Raw genomic sequence first — 18363 nt, forward strand, 5'->3', positions numbered from 1 at the left:
TGGCGGCATTCCGGCGTGTAGAGCGGAATCACGTGATCGCCCTTCTTCAGCGTGCCGACGCCGGGACCGACATCGACGATCACGCCCGCGCCTTCATGGCCGAGAATCGCCGGGAAAATGCCTTCGGGATCGGCGCCGGAGAGCGTGTAGTAGTCGGTGTGGCAGATGCCCGTCGCCTTCACTTCGATCAGCACTTCACCGGCGCGCGGCCCTTCGAGATCGACTTCCTCGATGGTCAACGGGGCGCCGGCTTTCCATGCGATTGCTGCTTTGGTCTTCATCGTGAATGCTCCTGTGAGTCTGTGAATGCGAGTCGCGTCGCGGCGGGGAAATCTCGCGACGCGCTGTTGTCCGGTTCGGAAGCTGCGGCCGTGCGTGTGTCGCTTCACGGACTCGCGCTGGCGCAGTCGCCCTGCACGGCTTGCCGAGCCATAGCTTAACGTGCGGGAAGCGTCATGGTATTGCAAAGTGCGCCGCAGCATTGTCGGTACCTGACATCGCCGCGGTTACCGGCGCGCGGTGTCGTCGAACCATGTCTCCACGCGGCCGTACAGATCGAGAAAGCGCGCGTAGCGTTCGGCGAGCGCCGCATCGCCTTGCGGACCCGCGACACGCGTGGCGCCCGGCGCGAGCGCGGCGAGATCGCCGGCATGCCAATGCCCGCTCGCGAGGCCGCCGAGAATCGCCGCGCCGCGCGGCGCCGCGTTCGGGCAATCGACCGCGTGCAGCTCGACGTTCAACGCATCGGCGAGCAATTGACGCCAGCGCGCGTCGACGGAACCGCCGCCCGCGAGCTTCAGCGTCGTCACGCTGGCGCCGCTCGCGCGGATCGCGTCGAGACCGGCGCGCAGCGAGAAAGCGACGCCTTCGAAAGCGGCGCGCATCATCGTGCCGCGCGTGTGGTCGAGCGCGAGGCCGAGCCAGCCGCCGCGCGCCGCGGGGTTGAGCCAGGGCGTGCGCTCGCCGGTGAGGTAGGGGAGAAAGCTTAGGCCCGTAGGCGCATTGACGGCTGCGCCGGTTGCATCGCCAAACGCATCGCGATAAGCGTCCGCCCATTCGTACGACAACCATCCGCGCACGCGCTCGAGCGCGATACCGACGTTTTGCATCGCCGCCATCCGATACCAGTGATCGCTCGCCGCCCGATAGCGATGCAGTCCCTTCACCGCCACAGGCTCCCGCTCGGCGAGCACGACGATTTGTCCGCCGGTGCCGGTGGTGAGCAACGCGTCGCCGTCGCGCGCGAGTCCGCTGCCTAACGCCGCGCAGGGTGTATCCGCCGCGCCGGTCGCGAGCACGATGCCAGCACGCAGCCCCAGCGCCTGCGCCGCCTTCGCCGACAACGCGCCGCCCGCGGCATAAGACGGCGACAAAGGCGCGAACCACTCACGTGGAATACCGAGCCGCTGAAGCAGCGCGTCGTCCCATGCGCCGGCCGGGTCGGCGAGCGCGGTCGCGCAAGCGTCCGAGGGATCGGTGAGCACCGCGCCGCCCAGCGCCACGCGCAACCAGTCTTTCGGTTGCAACGCCCAGCGCGTCTTGCGCGCGGCTTGCGGTTCGTGCCGCACGATCCAGCACAACAAGGGACCCGCCATGCCGGGCGCCACCGGATTCGGCTGCGGCTCGCGCCACTGATCGAGCAAGGCCAAGGCGCGCGTGTCGGGCCACAGCATCGCGGGGCGCACCGCTTCGCCCTCGGCGTCGATCAGCACGACGCCGTGCATCTGCCCGGAGAAGCCGATGGCCTGCACGTCGAGCCGCGCGTCGGCAGGCAAGCGCGCCATCGCTTCGCACAGCGCGCGCCACCAGGTCTGCACGGAAGTTTCCGCCCAACCCGCATGGGGTGTTTCGAGTGCATAAGCGACGCTCGCCACCGCCTGCTCGCGGCCGTTTTCGTCGACGATCGCTGCCTTGAGGGAACCGGTGCCGAGATCGATGCCGAGAAAGCTCATGGGAGATAGAACGTCAAGTTGGAATGAAGAACAGCGTGCAAAAGCTGCCGGGGAAGGCGTCGTTTTTCTCAGAACCGTGCGGTTCCGCGAGCGCGCCAGGAAAGAAGCCGACGAGACGAATCGCGGGTTAACCCCGGCGCGCCACGCGCCATACGAAAACCGCACTATGCGGTCAGCCGGATACAGCGCATCGATTCTCACATATATCCGCTCGACTCGGGCGCACCTGGCAGGCCGCTTCGCAGCGCCTGCGCGAAGGGGCCCGGACGCGCCTCGACGCGCCGCGCGCCGCGAATCCGGCTTTGAAAAGCGCCTCGCGCATATCGTGAGCGGGAATGCCGGAATAGGCCCCAGCGGTCTTGTTGTGCTTTTTCGTCGCCGATACCTTGGAGCCATCCCAAAACGAGACGGTGGAGACAGACGATATGCAAGCCAACACGGTTCATCCGTGCGACGAGCGGCTGCCCGCGGGCCAGTTGCTCACCCTCGGCATTCAGCACGTTCTGGTGATGTACGCCGGCGCGGTCGCGGTGCCGCTCATCGTCGGCGCGGCGCTCAAGCTGCCGAAGGACCAGATCGCGTTCCTGATCAGCGCCGATCTGTTTTCCTGCGGCATCGCCACGCTGATACAGACGCTCGGCCTATGGATCTTCGGCATCCGCCTGCCCGTCATCATGGGCTGCACGTTCGCGGCCGTCGGTCCGATGGTCGCGATCGGCACCAATCCTTCGCTCGGCATACTCGACATCTTCGGCTCGACGATCGCGGCCGGCGTGGTCGGCATTCTGCTCGCGCCGGCGGTCGGCAAGCTGCTGCGCTTCTTCCCGCCGGTGGTGATCGGCGTGGTGATCTCGGTGATCGGGCTGTCGCTGATGGAAGTCGGCATCAACTGGGCGGCCGGCGGCGTGGGCAATCCCGAGTACGGCAATCCGGTTTATCTCGGCCTTTCGCTCGTCGTGCTGATGCTGATTCTGCTCATCAACAAGTTCGGCAAAGGCTTCGTCGCCAATATCTCGGTGCTGCTCGGCATCGTCGCGGGCTTCGTGATCGCGCTCGCGCTCGGCCGCGTCGACATGGACGGCGTCACGCACGCGCCGTGGGTCGGCTTCGTGATGCCGTTCCACTTCGGCTTGCCGCACTTCGATCCGCTTTCGATCGCGACGATGGTCACCGTGATGTTCGTCACCTTCATCGAATCGACCGGCATGTTCCTCGCGGTCGGCGACATGGTCGATCGTCCGGTCGATCAGAAGACGCTCGTGCGCGGCTTGCGCGTGGACGGCCTCGGCACGCTGATCGGCGGCATCTTCAACTCGTTTCCGCACACCTCGTTCTCGCAGAACGTCGGCCTGATCGGCGTGACCGGCGTGAAGAGCCGCTTTGTCTGCGCGATGGGCGGCGTGATCCTGGTGCTGCTGGGCCTCTTTCCGAAGATGGCGCAAGTGGTCGCGTCCGTGCCGGCCTTCGTGCTCGGCGGCGCGGGCATCGTGATGTTCGGCATGGTGGCGGCGAACGGCATCAAGGTGCTGTCGAAGGTCGACTTCGTGAAGAACCACCACAACCTCTTCATCGTCGCGGTGAGTATCGGGCTGGGCCTGGTGCCGGTGGTCTCGCCGCACTTCTTCTCGAAGCTGCCGCCCGCGCTGTCGCCGCTTCTGCATAGCGGGATTTTGCTGGCGTCGGTGTCGGCGGTCGTGCTGAACCTGATCTTCAACGGCGTGAAGAGCGAGAGGAACGCGCAGTGCGAAATTCGCCAGGCGGGCCGTGATCTGGACGGACGCGGCGGCAATGAAGCGCCGGGCGACGAGATGCTGCGGGCCGCGGATCTGCACTGAGCGTGGAGAGCGGCGCTGCGCTGCGCCGTGCGATGGGATCTTCCGTCGCTCACAGGTTGCGGACGGACGAAAACGCCACGGCATGCCGTGGCGTTTTCGCGTGTTTTCGCGCGTTTTCGATTACCGGCTGAACAGGACGGCTTCCCTCGAAACACAAAGCCGCCCCGCAAGCCTGTTGTTGCTACAAGACCTAACCCGCCGTGGCCGCCGACGCCGCCACCGGTGCGCTCGCCGCACCGTAGTCGACCGGTGCGTCAGCCGGACGCGGCGGCTCGCCGTTCCGCTCGATCCAGCCACCGCCAAGCGCCTGGTAAAGCGTGACCAGGTTTTGCAGACGTTCCATTCGCGCGGTAACCAGCAACTGCTGCGCCGAATACAGACTGGTCTGCGCGGTCAACACCGACAGATAGCTGTCGACACCATTCGTATACCGCAGATTCGACAAATCCAGCCGGCGCTGTTCGGCGAACGTATTGCGCTCCAACGCCTGAATCTGCTGATCGTAGGTGCCGCGTGCCGCCAGCCCGTCCGCCACTTCACGGAAGGCCGTCTGGATCGCCTTTTCATACGTCGCGATCTGGATGTTCTTCTGCACGTGGGCGAGATCGAGGTTGGCCTTGTTCTCGCCGCCCTCGAAGATCGGCACGGTAATCGACGGCGCGAAGCTCCATGCCGCCGAACCGGGCTTGAACAGACCGCCCAGCGTCGGGCTCAGCGTACCGAAACTGCCGGTGAGCGAGACCTTCGGGAAGAACGCCGCGCGCGCCGCGCCGATGTTCGCGTTGGCTGCGAGCAGATTCTGCTCGGCCTCCATGATGTCCGGGCGACGTGTCAGCAGATCGGACGGCAGACCCGCCGGAATATCCGTGAGGAGATTCTGGTTGTCGAGCGGCATGCCCGGCGGAAGGTCGGCCGGCAGCGGTTCGCCGAGCAGCAACGTGAGCGAGTTCTCCGCCTGCGCCCGCAAACGCGCCTGCGACTGCAGGTTGGCCAGAGCCTGCTCGACCACGGTCTGCGATTGCCGCAAATCGAGTTCCGAACCGGTGCCGTTATCGAATTGCAGCTTGGTGATCCGATACGACTCCTGCGCGGATTTGAGCGTGTCCTGCGTGACCTTGAGCAGATCGTCGAGTTCGAGCACCGTGAGGTACTGATTCGCGACCTGCGACACCAGCGAAATTTCCGCCGCCTTGCGCGCTTGCGCGGTGGACAGATACTGCGCCAACGCCTGGTCTTTCAGGCTCTGAATCCGGCCGAAAAAGTCGATCTCCCACGACGCGTTCAGACCCACCGAATACGTGTTCGAGATCGTCTGGCCGCCCACCGACAGATTCCTCGGCGTGCGCTGCTTGCTTTGCGACGCCGCCGCGTCCAACGTCGGGAACAGCGCCGCGCGCGTAATCCGGTACTGCGCCTGCGATGCCTGGATATTCAGCACCGACACGCGCAGATCGCGGTTGTTCTTCAGCGCGATGTCGATCAGCCGCTGCAGGCGCGGATCGACGAAGAAGTCGCGCCAGCCGATGTCGGCGGCAGCCTGGCCGTTCGCGCTGCGCGCCGCGCCGGACGCGCCGGGCTGGCCGGTCTGGGCCGGCTGGGTCGCGCCCGGCTGCGTGTCGTACACGCCGCCGGTCGGGAAGGCGCCCGACACGGGCGCGGCCGGGCGCTCGTACTTCGGCGCCATCGTGCAACCCGCGGCGAGGAACGCGACCGCTACTGCAATCAAAGAGTGTTTTTGCATCTCAATGTCCGTCCTTGCCCGAGCCTTGATCCGTCGACCCGCCACCTTGCGGATGGTGCTGGTTGTAGTGTGCGAGCGCCTCATCCGGGTCTTCCTTCTCGCCGCCGAACTTCGCGCGGATCACGACGAAGAACATCGGGATCATGAAAATCGCGAGGAAGGTCGCCGTCAACATGCCGCCGATCACGCCGGTGCCGATGGCGTGCTGGCTCGCCGAACCCGCGCCGTTGCTGATCGCGAGCGGCATCACGCCGAGAATGAAGGCGAGCGAGGTCATCAGGATCGGACGCAGCCGCAGACGCGCTGCTTCCAGCGCGGCTTCGATCGGCCCCATGCCTTGCCCCTGCTGCAGCTCGCGGGCGAACTCCACGATCAGAATCGCGTTCTTCGCCGACAAGCCCACCGTGGTCAACAAGCCCACCTGGAAGAACACGTCGTTCTCCAGCCCGCGCAGCGTGGCGGCCAGCAGTGCGCCGATCACGCCGAGCGGCACCACCATGATCACCGAGAACGGGATCGACCAGCTTTCATACAGCGCCGCGAGACACAGGAACACCACGAGGATCGAGATGCCGTACAGGATCGGCGCCTGCGAACCGGACTGGCGCTCCTGCAACGACAGGCCCGTCCATTCGTAGCCGATACCCGCGGGCAGCTTCGCCACGAGAGCTTCCATCGCCGTCATCGCCTGACCGGTCGACTTGCCCGGTGCCGCCGCGCCCTGGATTTCCACCGCGGAAATACCGTTGTAGCGTTCGAGCTTCGGCGAACCGTAGCCCCACGAGCCGCCCGCGAACGACGAGAACGGCACCATGCCACCCGCGGTATTGCGCACGTACCAGGCGTTCAGGTCTTCCGGCTTCATGCGGAACGGTGCGTCGCCCTGCAGATACACCTTCTTGATCCGGCCGTCGATATCGAGGAAGTTGTTCACGTACTGCGAGGCCCACGCGATCGAGAACGTCTGGTCGATCGCGGACAGCGACACGCCGAGCGCGGCAGCCTTCTCGTGGTCGATGCTCACCTTGAACTGCGGCGTATCGTTCAGGCCGTTCGGGCGCACCTGAGCCAGCGTCGGATCTTTCGCCGCCATGCCGAGCAGCATGTCGCGCGCTTCCATCAGCTTCTCGTGACCGACGCCCGCGCGATCCTGCAATTCGAAGTCGAAGCCCGCGGCGGTGCCGAGTTCCGGAATCGACGGCGGATTCACCGGATACACCAGCGCGTTCTTGTAGCCGCCGAAGTGCATGAACAGACGTCCCACCAGCGCCTGGACCTTTTCGTCCGCATGCTGGCGCTGCGAGTAGTCCTTCATCCGCACGAACACGAGACCCGCGTTCTGGCCGCGGCCGGCGAAGCTGAAGCCGTTCACCGTGAAGGTCGATTCGACGATGGCCTTCTCGCTGTCGAGCAGGTAGTCGGACACGTCCTTCAGCGCGCGCGCCGTGGTTTCCTGGGTCGAGCCCGACGGCGTTTGCACGAGCACGAACATCGTGCCCTGGTCTTCGTCGGGCAGGAACGACTTCGGCAACTTCACGAACAGCAGGCCGACCGCGAAGATCACCACCATATAGATGATGAGCCAGCGGCCCGAGCGCTTGATCACGTGGTGCACGCCCGAGTGATACTTGTCGCGGCTCTTGTCGAAGGTGCGGTTGAACCAGCCGAAGAAGCCCTTCTTCTCCTCGTGATGCCCTTGCGGAATCGGCTTGAGAATCGTCGCGCACAAGGCCGGCGTGAGAATCAACGCGACCAGCACGGAGAGCACCATCGCCGCCACGATCGTCAGCGAGAACTGCCGGTAAATCGCGCCGACCGAGCCGCCCGAGAACGCCACCGGCACGAACACCGCCGACAGCACGAGCGCCACGCCGACCAGCGCGCCGGTAATCTGGTCCATCGCCTTGCGGGTGGCCTCGCGAGGCGACAAGCCCTCCTCGGCCATGACCCGCTCGACGTTTTCCACCACCACGATCGCGTCGTCCACCAGCAAGCCGATCGCCAGCACGAGCCCGAACATGGACAGCGTGTTGATCGAGAAGCCCACCAGCCCCATGACCGCGAAGGTGCCGAGCAGCACCACCGGCACGGCGATCGTCGGGATCAGCGTGGCCCGCAGGTTCTGCAGGAACAGGTACATGACCAGGAACACCAGCACGATACCTTCGAGCAGCGTCTTGACCACTTCCTCGATCGACAGGCGCACGAACGGCGTGGTGTCGTACGGGTACTTCACGACGAGGCCGTGCGGGAAGTACTTCGACAGTTCGTCGACCTTCGCGCGCACCGCCTTGGCAGTGGCCAGCGCGTTCGCGCCGGTGGCGAGCTGAATACCGAAGCCCGCCGTCGGCTGGCCGTTGTACTTGGTGTCGAAGTTGTAGTTCTCGCCGCCGAGTTCGATGCGCGCCACGTCCTTGATACGGACTTGCGAGCCGTCAGGATTGACCTTCAGCAGCACGTTGCCGAACTGTTCGGGCGTATTGAGCAGCGTGGCTTCCGTGATGGTGGCCTGCAGCACCTGGCCCGGCACCGACGGCGTGCCGCCGAGCGAGCCGCCCGCGACCTGCACGTTCTGCGCTTGCAAGGCCGATTGCACGTCCACCGGCGTCAAGCCGAAGTTGGTCAGCTTGTTCGCGTCGAGCCAAATCCGAATTGCGTACTGCGAGCCGAACAGCGTCACCGTGCCCACGCCGTCGATACGGCTGATCGGATCCTGAATGTTCGACGCGACGTAGTTCGCCAGGTCGTACCTGTTCATGCTGCCGTCTTCGGACACGAACGCGAGCACCAGCAGGAAGCTGCTGCTCGATTTGGTGACCTTGGTGCCCAACTGCTGCACGGCCTGCGGCAACAGCGGCGTGGCGAGCTGCAGCTTGTTCTGCACCTGCACCTGCGCGATGTCGGGATTGGTGCCGGCCGCGAACGTCAGCGTGATGGTGGCCGTACCCGAGTCGTCCGACGTGGACGACAGATACAGCAAGTGGTCGAGACCACTCATCTGCTGCTCGATCACCTGCGTGACGGTGTTTTCCACCGTTTTCGCCGATGCGCCCGGGTACGATGCGCTGATCTGCACGGCCGGCGGCGCGATGGTCGGGTATTGCGCGATCGGCAGTGTGAACACCGACGCGATACCCGCGAGCATCAGAATGATGGCGATCACCCATGCAAAAATCGGGCGATCGATAAAGAACTTTGCCATGAGGCGGGCTCCCTGTTATTACGCGCCCGATGCAGCAGAGGCAGGTTGAGCCGTCTGGGCAGCACCGCTGGCGGCCGGCGCGCTCTGAGCTGCGGCGCCGGAAGCGGGGGTGGCGGGAAGTTGCGCGGCGATGGCCTTGACCGGCGCGCCGGGGCGCACCTTCTCGGTACCCTGGACGATCACGCGGTCACCCGGATTCAGGCCGCTTTCGACCACCCAGTTCGAACCGTACGTACCGGTGGTGACGAGCTGACGCAGGCTGACCTTGTTGTCCTGGCCGACCACCAGCGCGGTGGGCTGGCCCTTCTGGTCATGCGTCACGCCGATCTGCGGCACGAGGAGCGCGTTTTCGTTGACGCCTTCCTCGATCTTCGCGCGCACGAACATGCCCGGCAGCAGCACCTTGTCCGCGTTCTTGAAGATCGCGCGCACGGTGACCGAACCGGTGCCCTGATCGACCGTGACGTCGGTGAACTGCAGCTTGCCCTTTTCCGAATAGGTGCGGCCGTCTTCGAGAATGAGCGAGACCTTGGCGGCCTCCGGGCCGCTCGTCTTCAGGCGCCCTTCCTGCATTTCGCGGCGCAGCTTCAGTCCGTCGAGGCTCGACTGCGTCAAGTCAACGTAGACCGGATCGAGTTGCTGAACGGTTGCCATCAGCGTGGCGGCGCTCGCCTGCACATAGGCGCCCGGCGTGACTTGCGACACGCCGATCTGGCCGGTCACGGGCGAGGTCACGTCGGTATAGCCGAGGTTGATCTGCGCCGTGTCGACCGCCGCCTTGCCCGCGGCGACGTCCGCCGCGGCCTGGCCTTGCGCGGCCACCGCGTTGTCGTAGTCCTGCTTGCTGACCGCATTGGCGGCGACCAGCACCTTGTAGCGGTTGGCCTGCGCGGTGGTGGATGCGAGGTTGGCCTGCGCCTTCGCAAGCGCCGCCTTCGCGTTGTTCAAGGTCGCGATGTACGGCGCCGGATCGATCTTGTACAGACGCTGACCCGCCTTGACCTGGCTGCCTTCCGTGAACTCGCGGCGCAGCACGATGCCGTCGACCCGCGCGCGCACTTGCGCGACGAGGAAGGCACTGGTGCGGCCGGGCAGTTCGGTGACGACGGGCACGGCCGTCGGCTGGACGGTGACGACCCCGACTTCGGGCGTTTGTGGCGGCGGGGCAGATTGTTTTGGTCCGCACGCTGCCAGCAATACGGCAGCCGTCGCGGCACTGATTAGGCGGAATGGAATCCGTTCGACGCGCATGGAGCGACCTCTGTCAAAGACTGAGAATGAAAAAGTGCGCGCATCCCTACCCCGGGGACGGCAGCGCACACAGGCGTCTCGCGACGCTAGACCGGAAGCCCGGGGGTGCAAGCCGAACCTGCGGGACACCTTGGGCGAAATGCGCCATACCTGGGAATTGCCGCACGAAGCCGCCCGGAGAAGCGCGGCGCAAAAGTGTTTTGAAAGGCAACAGTGACGGATATTAACTGCTCGTCACGGCTTGGGCTATCCGATCGTGGGGTGCTATTATATATACATTCACGAATGCATGTAAAAGTACGTTTCCCTTCTCGCAGGGCGGGGACCTGCAAGATCGGTTCAAAATTTGCTTGTCAGCAGACGGATTGTCACCGGGCGCACTTCAAAACGCTCGGGAAAACCCCATGATTACGGCAGGTTATACCGTATGGCCAGAAGAACCAAGGAAGAGGCGCTGGAGACGCGCAGCAGCATCCTCGACGCGGCCGAACAGGTCTTCTTCGAGAAGGGCGTGTCGCGCACTTCGCTCGCCGACATCGCGCAGGCGGCCGGCGTCACGCGCGGCGCGATCTACTGGCACTTCGCGCACAAAAGCGATCTGTTTACCGAGATGTTCGACCGCGTGCTGCTGCCGCTCGACGAACTCAAGGCCGCCTCGCAAAACCCCAATGAACCCGATCCGCTAGGGCGCCTGATGGAAATCTGCACGGTGTGTCTGCGCGACACCGCCAACGATCCGCGGCGCAGGCGCGTGTTCGACATCCTGTTTCTCAAGTGCGAACTGGTGGAGGAAATGGGCCCGGTGATGATCCGCTATCAGGCCACCATGCGCGAGGGGCTCAACAGCATCGAGGGCGGCCTGCGCAACGCCATCTCCAAAGGGCAAATGCCGGCCGACCTCGATGTCACCACGGCGGCGTCGATGGTGCACGCGTTCGTCGGCGGCTCGCTGCGCGACATGCTGCTGTTGCCGGACGCCACCGATTTCGGCAAGCACGCGCAACAGATGGTCGAGGGTATGTTCGACACGCTGCGGCTGAGCCCCGCGTTGCGCAAGGGCTATGCGCAGCGGCCGGCCGGCAGGCCGGCCGTCTAGCGCTGTCGTCGTTCTACGCGGCAGCCCGGCTGGCCCGCGCCTTCTGATTCGAAGCATGGATATTGCCGCGCTCGAGGGGTATCCCGTTCGTCACCGCGGCGATCCACTCGTCCGTGCTGGCCACCGCCGCGAAGCGCGAGTGCAGCACCACGCTGAATACACGGTGAATGTCCTCTGCGCTGGCAAAACCCGCGCTGTTCTCATACGGCACGGAACCCGTCGCGTCGTGCAGGAATTCGACCGCCAGCCCCGCGTGAACCGCATGATTGATGGTCGACGCGTCGCAGTTATGGGTCATGTAGCCGGCCACGGTCAGCGTGTCGATCCGCTGATCGGCAAGCCAGTCGGCCAGATCCGTTCCGGTGAACGCGCTCGGCAACGACTTCTCCAGATAGTGATCGTGAGCGCGCGAACTCACTACCGGATGCAGGTCCGCGCCCTCGGTGCCGCGCGCGAACAGCGGCGAGCTGGCGGGCGCAAGGTTTTGCACCACCACCACCGGCACGCCGGCGGCGCGTGCCGCATCCATCGCGCGTCCGATGTTGGCGAGCGAGCTTTGCACGTCCGGGTATTCGATCGGCAGATTGCCGCTTACGTATTCGTTCTGTACGTCGATGACGATCAGCGCGCGGCGCGGTGTGGTCATGGCAAGACTCCTTCCTGTTCGATAAGTGGGGGGTGGCTCGCTTCTGCCCCGGCCGGTCGTCGGCCTTGCTCGATTTCCGATCCAGCCTTCGGGCAGCGGGCGATGACTGCATTGTTCGCCCGCCGCCGTTTTCCCGACAGCGGCCCGCACGACAATAGTCGCTAGAATCGGGCCATCGTTGAATTCACGAGGTGACGGATGGCTACACCGGCTCTGCCTGCCGCAATGGACGACGGCGCGTCCCCACATGTCATCGCGGTGACCGCGTTCGACCGCATCAGTCCTTTCCATCTTTCGGTGCCCTGCGTCGTATTCGGCGAAGAGCGCAGCGGCGGCGATCTTCCCGATTTCGACTTTCGCGTCTGCGCCGCCGAAAGCGGCACGCTGACCACCACGGCCGGCTTCACGATCGCCGTCACGCACGGACTGGCGGCGCTCGCCGACGCCCACACGATCATCGTGCCGAGCTGGCGCGATCCGGACGAGCCGCCGCCCGCCGCGCTGCTCGACGCACTGCGCGCCGCCCATGCGCGCGGCGCGCAACTGGTCGGGCTCTGTCTGGGCGCATTCGTGCTGGCCGCCGCCGGCATCCTCGACGAACGGCCGGCCTCCACTCACTGGGCGTGGGCCGACGACTTCGCGCGCCGCTATCCGCGGGTGCGGCTCGACCCGGACGTGCTTTATGTCGACGACGGCAACGTGCTGACCTCGGCCGGCACGGCGGCGGGTCTCGACTGCTGTTTGCACGTGCTGCGCAAGATGTGCGGCGCGCGGGCGGCGAACTACGTGGCGCGTCGGCTGGTGGTGCCGCCGCATCGGCAAGGCGGCCAGGCGCAATACGTTCAGCAGCCCATGCCGCCGAACCTGCGCGGCGACCGCCTAGCGGGCCTGCTCGATTGGGTCAGCGGAAATCTGGATGCGCCGCATACGCTCGACACGCTCGCCGAACGCGCATTGATGAGCCGCCGCACTTTCACGCGACGCTTCCGGCTCGCCACCGGCACGACCGTCGGCGCATGGTTGCTGGCGCAGCGGCTTGCGCGCGCGCAGCAGTTGCTCGAGAGCACCGACGAGTCGGTGGAACGGATCGCGGCCATTGCGGGGTTCGGCTCGACGGCTTCGCTGCGGCAGCATTTCGCGCAGGCGTTTCGCACTTCGCCGTCCGCATGGCGGCGGGAGTTTCGTGGGGTTTGAGCGTGTGAATGTTGAACGCGGGCACGAGCGTTCGACCGCTCGTAAAAGGACGCTGACCAGCGGCGCGGACCAAAGACGTACGCCAGTAGACATGCCGAGCGCACGCGGACGCACGCGGGGCCGCGCACCCCGAGCAACGGCGGAAGCGATCGAAAGCGCTCAACGGCGACGCTCATGCGAGCGCCAACGCCGTTTCGTAGTGGCTCACCGGGATTTCGTAGTCGCGCCGGCGCGACAGCGGCGACACGCGCGGCGGACGTAAGTCAACGAAGCAAGGCCACGCCAACCGATCAATGCTCGCTGATCCAGCGCGCGACATACAACAACAGCGCCACCAGAAAAATCATCACGGCCCAGGCCCAGTTCGGCACCGCATGCGGACTGGGCTCGGGATGCGAGACCCCAGGCGACACACCGTGCGACGCCCCATGCGCCGCGCCCGCCGCCCGCCCGGGCAACGCGTTGCCATGATCGGCGCGCGTGCGCCGCGCCACGCTGCCGAGCGTGATCGGCCGCAGGAACACATGCTGACGGCGCACCGCCGAACCGCGCGCGCGGTTCGGCCCTTGTCCATGCTTGGCTCGCACGACCGCGGCGAATTCTTCGAAAAAATCATCGGCAAGCTGATGCAGCGCGTTTTCCAACTGACGCGTGGGCAGTTCGGCAAGCGGTCCCGAGGAGGTTGCCCAGATCGTGTAGTCGATCCGCGTACCCCGCTCGCCGCTTGCGCCGTGCGCGCTGTCTTCGCCGCGCAAGCGCACTTCGATCTGTCCGCGCAACGCGCCGACACCTTCGGCTCGCGCCTTGAAGTTGATGGTGCGGTGCTCGGCATCCGCCGGCCCGGAATCCTGGCCGGCCACGTGGGCGCGCGCTTCGTAACGCGCGCGCAGCGGGCCGAGCGGTACGGTCAGGGTGAGCGCGTATTCGCCGTGGGCGAAGCGCGTGAACGACTCGCAGTTGTCGAGGCTGGCGCGCAGCAAGGCGAGGTCCTGCAACGCGTCCCAGACATCGGACGGCGCAAGCGGAATCCGTAACGCGTCGTTCACTTCCATGGCAGCCTCGGCGATGAACGCGCGACAGCGGGATCAGGACGTCTGATCGATGCGGTCGACGCGCGATGCGTAAAACGCGAGATACCCCTTGATCCGCATGACGGACTCGAACGGCGTCTCATAGCTCCACACCGCGTTTTCGATCAGGCCGTCTTCGGTGCGCAGATGGAAGTACGACGCCTCGCCCTTGAACGGGCAGTGCGTGGTGTGCGCCGAACGTTCGAGCCGCGCCATGTTCACGTCTTCGCGCGGAAAATAGAACACGTCCGGCAGACCGGTTTCCGCGAGCGTCAGCCCCGCGTGCGTGTCGGCCATGGTCACGCCGCCGTGTATCACCCGCACGCGGTGATGGTTACCGGTGATCGCGATGGTGTGCTCGCCCTGGCTGGCGGCAGGCCTTCCGTGAGGTGTCAAGGCATCGCTCATGTCTCGGCTCCGTGAGGTGTGCGGTCCTATGCGTCGTATGCGCTCGCGCAAAACAGTAAAGCCACGGGGGTGACCCGTGGCTTCATTATCGGCCAAACTCTGGCCGATTGCGCAGTGTTCCTCGCCGCGTTTGCGCCGCTACTCCGGCAATGTTCCCGCATGGCGTCCGACGTTGCCGCGGCGCCGCCAGGCAAAGCCCAGGCGCTTACTGGGTATTCCAGTAGAAGGCGGCCTTGGCGCTGCCCTTGGCGGGTACGGTCACCGCCTTGGACTGGTCCCGGTCCTTGTATTGCGCATGCACGGTGTAGCGGCCCGGGCGCAGCTTGATCAGCATGTACGGCCCGCGCGAGGTGGCGTTCAACACCTCGCCGTTGTGCGCGTCGACCACCCGCACGTGGACGTCCGCAAGAAACTCCGCGGTGGGACCGGTAAAGCGCAGCGACAGCGGCCACTGGCTTTGCGCCGCCTGCAACGCCTTCGATTCGTCGAGACCGACGCCGCCCGACACGAACGAGACGTCGCCCTGCTGCTGAACTTGCGGCAGACCGCCACCGTTCGCGTTGCCCGCGCTGGTGTCGTCGGCGGTGGTGCCGCCCGTGACCTCGCTCGCCTGCTGTGCATGGGCGCCGCCCGCCAGCCCGAGCGTGAGCGCCGCGCACACCGCGGCGGCTACGATCCTTCGCTGATTGCGTTGGGTTTTCATCGGTTCGCTCCTCGTTAAGGTCCTTATGGCCCGGTGTGCCTCGAACGGCCCCGGATAAAGTGAGATGCAACCCGCGTGCCACGCTGCGGATCGTGCCCGCTGGAAGCCGCTGCCACGCCTTACGAGGTGGCGCGCGGCGTCTTCCGCACCGCTGCTGAACACGCGAAAAAAAGCCGGTCCGCGAGCAGGATGTGCAAGGACCGGCAAGCGTTACTTCTTCAGATTCCCGAGCAGACCGGCTCGAACGCCGGTCGTGCCGCGAATCGGCAATCCACTCGCCGATCCGCCCACGGCACGGTTATCAGCCGAGATCGACCGGCACGAAAATCTGCGCATTGTCGCGCTGGATCAGCAACGCGATGCTGTTGCCGGCGCCGGCGATCATCTGCTTGAGTTGATCGACGCTCGCCACCGGCCGGCCGTTGACCGCCAGAATCACGTCGCCCGGCTGAATGCCGGCACTTTCGGCCGCGCCGCCCGATTGCTGCACCAGCAGACCATGCGACACCGACGCGCCGCTCTTCTCCTGCGGCGTCAACGGCCGCACGGCCACACCGAGCCGGCTTTGCAACTGGGGCGGCTGATCGGCCTTGTCCGAGGCGACCTTGGTATCCGACAACGAGCCGATCGTCACCTTCAGATCCTTGGTGCTCTTGTCGCGCCACACCTGCACGGTAGCCGGGCTGCCCGGCGCGAGACCCGCGACCTGCGACGGCAGGTCCGCCGAGTCGTCGACCGGTTGGCCGTTCACGGACAGGATCACGTCGCCCGGCTGTAAACCGGCCTTGGCCGCCGGGCCGCCCGGATCGACCGAGCTGACGAGCGCGCCTCGCGGTTTCTGCATGCCAAACGAGTCGGCGAGCGTCTGGTTCACGCCCTGCACCGCGACGCCGAGACGCCCGCGGCTCACGTGACCGGTCTTGACGATGTCGTCCTTGACCTTGATCGCTTCATTGATCGGGATCGCGAACGAAAGGCCCTGGAAGCCGCCGGTCTGCGAGTAGATCATCGAGTTGATGCCGATCACTTCGCCTTGCAGGTTGAAAAGCGGTCCGCCCGAATTGCCGGGATTCACCGGCACATCCGTCTGGATGAACGGCGTGTAATTCTCGTTCGGCAGCGAACGCGATTTCGCGCTGATGATGCCCGAGGTCACCGTGTTGTCGAAACCGTAAGGCGAGCCGATCGCGACCACCCACTGCCCGACCTTGCTCTGGCGTGGATCGCCGATCTTCACGGTGGGCAGATTGCTCGCGTCGATCTTCAGCACGGCGACGTCGGATTGCTTGTCGGCGCCGATCACCTTGGCGCGGAATTCGCGCTTGTCGGTGAGCTTCACCGTGACGACATTGGCGCCGTCCACCACATGCGCGTTGGTCAGGATATAGCCGTCATTGCTGACGATGAATCCCGAGCCCAGGCTCGCGCTCGGCTGATCGGGCGCATCGCCGCCGTCAGGGCCTTGCATGCCCGGCATGCCGCCGAAGAAGTGCTTGTAGAACTGATAGAAGGGATCGCTCGGATCGATCGGCAACTGGTTGCCGCCGCCGTTGCCGCGCAATGCCGCCTGCTTCACGACATGCTTGGCGCTGATGTTGACGACGGCCGGACCGTAGGTTTCGACGAGGCCCGAGAAGTCGGGAATGCCGGTCTTGGCGGCGGCTTCGGCGGGCATCATCGCGGCTTGTGCGGGCGTGATGACCTGCGGCGCGGGCACGTCGCGATGGCCCGCCACGTAGCCGACGGAGAGCGCCGCGGCGACAGCGACTGCAACGGCGCCGCGGGACAAGGTTTTCGCGTTCATCGTGTACTCCTGGAGGGGAGAAGAGGCTTGGGGATGTCACGAAGCGTACGTGCTATCGCTTAAAAGAGTCTTAAGCAGCGACAGATCGCTTGATTCCCGCTGATAAGGCCGCGTTAAGCCTCGTTTAAGCCTCTTTACGAACAGAAAGCCCCATCTTCAGAAACGCACGGTGACCTGCAAACCGCCCGCCGGCGATTCGTCGAGCGACACGGCCGCGTGATGCTGGGTGGCGATGCGGCGCACGATCGCGAGCCCCAAACCGCTGCCCGCCACGTCGGTGCGCGCGCGGTCCGCGCCGGCGCCGACACGGTAAAACCGGTCGAACACACGATCGCGCTCGGCCGGTTCGATGCCCGGTCCGCTATCGGCGATCCGCACCACCGGACGCCCGTCTTCGACATGCAGCGAAACATCGACATGCCCGCCCGGCGGCGTGTACTTGGTCGCGTTGTCGACGAGGTTGTTGAACATCACGCCCAGCGCCTCCGCGTCGCCGATCACCGTGGCGGACTCGCTCGCCTCGATGCCGAGATCGACGCCGCGATTCTGCGCGAGCGGCGCGTAAGCCGCCACGCAGTTTCGCAGCAGCGCGCGCAAGTCGATCGTGCTGGTGGCGCCGAGGCCGTCCGGCTCGGAACGCGCGAGCGCCAGCAGTTGCTCCGCGAGGCGCGTGGCGCGCGTGACGCCTGTTTGCAGATCGGCAAGCGCTTCACCGCGGGCGGCATCGTCTTTCGCGCGCGCCACCAGTTGCGCCTGAATCTGCACGGCGGCGAGCGGCGTGCGCAGTTCATGTGCGGCGTCGGCGACGAACGCTTTCTGAATGTCGAGCGCGGTGGCGAGCCGTTCGAGCAGGCCGTTCAACGCGCGCACGAGCGGCTGCACTTCGAGCGGCAAGCGCTGGTCGGGCAAAGCTTCGAGCGCTTCCGGACGGCGCGTGTCGAGCGCGCTCGTCACGCGCCGCAAGGGCCGCAGTCCGCGCCCGACGATCACCCACACCGCCACGCCCAGCAGCGGCAGCAGCACGATCAACGGCCACAGCGTGCGCAGCGCGACGTCGGCCGCGAGCCGGTTGCGCACGGAAAGCGGCTGCGCCAGTTGCACGACGTTATCGCCGACGATCGCGCCGTACACCCGCCACTCGCCGCGTTCCGTACGTTCGGTCGAAAAGCCGAGTTCGGCGCGCGGCGCGAGCGGCGCACGCGGACGCGAGTAATACATCAATACGCCGTTGCGATTCCAGATTTGCAGCACGATGCCTTCGTCGCCGGTATCGCGAGAGCCGAGCACCTGCGAGAACGGTTCCGACGGCAGCGCCGCGGCGATCTGCTCCAACTGGTAATCGAACAGTTCGTTGGCTTCGGCAAGCGCCTGCCGGTAGATCAGCCAACCCGCGATGCCGATGCCGAGCAGCATCAGCGCAAGGAGCCACACCAGCAGTTGATGGCGAATCGACCTCATCGG

At 65.7% G+C, this 18363-nt stretch carries 14 protein-coding genes; 3 read left to right on the top strand and 11 right to left on the bottom strand.

The window, feature by feature from the left end; translation table 11 throughout:
- Both BUE39_RS12610 and BUE39_RS12615 read right to left on the bottom strand, forming a co-directional pair.
- A partial coding sequence (locus BUE39_RS12610) for an alcohol dehydrogenase catalytic domain-containing protein (protein ID WP_159442563.1) occupies positions 1–281 on the bottom strand: 281 nt, incomplete at its 3' end.
- A 225-nt stretch (positions 282–506) separates the two neighbouring features.
- Entirely contained in the window at positions 507–1952 is a 1446-nt protein-coding gene (locus BUE39_RS12615) for a xylulokinase (RefSeq protein WP_073429010.1), read from the bottom strand.
- A gap of 425 nt (positions 1953–2377) precedes the next feature.
- On the opposite strand from BUE39_RS12615, the gene BUE39_RS12620 reads away from it, so the two are divergent.
- Positions 2378–3787 carry a nucleobase:cation symporter-2 family protein gene (locus BUE39_RS12620; protein WP_073429011.1) on the top strand — a complete coding sequence of 470 codons (1410 nt, stop codon included), beginning with the start codon at positions 2378–2380 and terminating at the stop codon, positions 3785–3787.
- A 190-nt stretch (positions 3788–3977) separates the two neighbouring features.
- On the opposite strand, the gene BUE39_RS12625 is transcribed toward BUE39_RS12620, so the two are convergent.
- From BUE39_RS12625 to BUE39_RS12635, 3 genes are read right to left on the bottom strand one after another with little or no spacing between them, the layout of a single operon-like run.
- Positions 3978–5528: an efflux transporter outer membrane subunit gene (locus BUE39_RS12625; RefSeq protein ID WP_073429012.1), complete on the bottom strand. Its 1551-nt coding sequence runs from the start codon at positions 5526–5528 to the stop codon at positions 3978–3980.
- Position 5529: 1 nt separating this feature from the next.
- The gene (locus tag BUE39_RS12630) at positions 5530–8730 is read right to left on the bottom strand and encodes an efflux RND transporter permease subunit (RefSeq protein WP_073429013.1); all 3201 of its coding nucleotides are present in this window, start codon (positions 8728–8730) and stop codon (positions 5530–5532) included.
- A gap of 18 nt (positions 8731–8748) precedes the next feature.
- Positions 8749–9981 (bottom strand): efflux RND transporter periplasmic adaptor subunit, encoded by a 1233-nt coding sequence (locus BUE39_RS12635; RefSeq protein WP_073429014.1) that lies wholly within the window; start codon positions 9979–9981, stop codon positions 8749–8751.
- A 427-nt stretch (positions 9982–10408) separates the two neighbouring features.
- On the opposite strand from BUE39_RS12635, the gene BUE39_RS12640 reads away from it, so the two are divergent.
- Positions 10409–11077 (top strand): TetR family transcriptional regulator, encoded by a 669-nt coding sequence (locus BUE39_RS12640; protein WP_073429015.1) that lies wholly within the window; start codon positions 10409–10411, stop codon positions 11075–11077.
- 13 nt (positions 11078–11090) lie between these two features.
- Here BUE39_RS12640 and BUE39_RS12645 read toward each other — a convergent pair whose 3' ends face one another.
- The gene (locus BUE39_RS12645) at positions 11091–11723 is read right to left on the bottom strand and encodes a cysteine hydrolase family protein (RefSeq protein ID WP_073429016.1); all 633 of its coding nucleotides are present in this window, start codon (positions 11721–11723) and stop codon (positions 11091–11093) included.
- 198 nt (positions 11724–11921) lie between these two features.
- Here BUE39_RS12645 and BUE39_RS12650 point away from each other — a divergent pair, with 198 nt between their 5' ends.
- Positions 11922–12917 carry a helix-turn-helix domain-containing protein gene (locus tag BUE39_RS12650; protein ID WP_073429017.1) on the top strand — a complete coding sequence of 332 codons (996 nt, stop codon included), beginning with the start codon at positions 11922–11924 and terminating at the stop codon, positions 12915–12917.
- A 290-nt stretch (positions 12918–13207) separates the two neighbouring features.
- On the opposite strand, the gene BUE39_RS12655 is transcribed toward BUE39_RS12650, so the two are convergent.
- The 5 genes from BUE39_RS12655 to BUE39_RS12675 form a co-directional block, all read right to left on the bottom strand.
- The gene (locus BUE39_RS12655; RefSeq protein WP_073429018.1) at positions 13208–13969 is read right to left on the bottom strand and encodes a CoxG family protein; all 762 of its coding nucleotides are present in this window, start codon (positions 13967–13969) and stop codon (positions 13208–13210) included.
- 33 nt (positions 13970–14002) lie between these two features.
- Positions 14003–14395: a DUF427 domain-containing protein gene (locus tag BUE39_RS12660; RefSeq protein ID WP_073429019.1), complete on the bottom strand. Its 393-nt coding sequence runs from the start codon at positions 14393–14395 to the stop codon at positions 14003–14005.
- Between the two features lie 205 nt (positions 14396–14600).
- Positions 14601–15098, bottom strand: coding sequence for a hypothetical protein (locus tag BUE39_RS12665; protein WP_073429020.1), 498 nt, complete (start codon positions 15096–15098; stop codon positions 14601–14603).
- Between the two features lie 301 nt (positions 15099–15399).
- Complete coding sequence (locus BUE39_RS12670; protein WP_073429021.1) at positions 15400–16902, bottom strand: DegQ family serine endoprotease; 1503 nt, start codon at positions 16900–16902, stop codon at positions 15400–15402.
- 156 nt (positions 16903–17058) lie between these two features.
- Entirely contained in the window at positions 17059–18360 is a 1302-nt protein-coding gene (locus BUE39_RS12675) for an ATP-binding protein (protein WP_073429022.1), read from the bottom strand.
- Between the last annotated feature and the right edge of the window lie 3 nt (positions 18361–18363).

Origin of the sequence: Paraburkholderia terricola, assembly GCF_900142195.1 — a bacterium.
Classification (GTDB): Bacteria; Pseudomonadota; Gammaproteobacteria; order Burkholderiales; family Burkholderiaceae; genus Paraburkholderia; species Paraburkholderia terricola.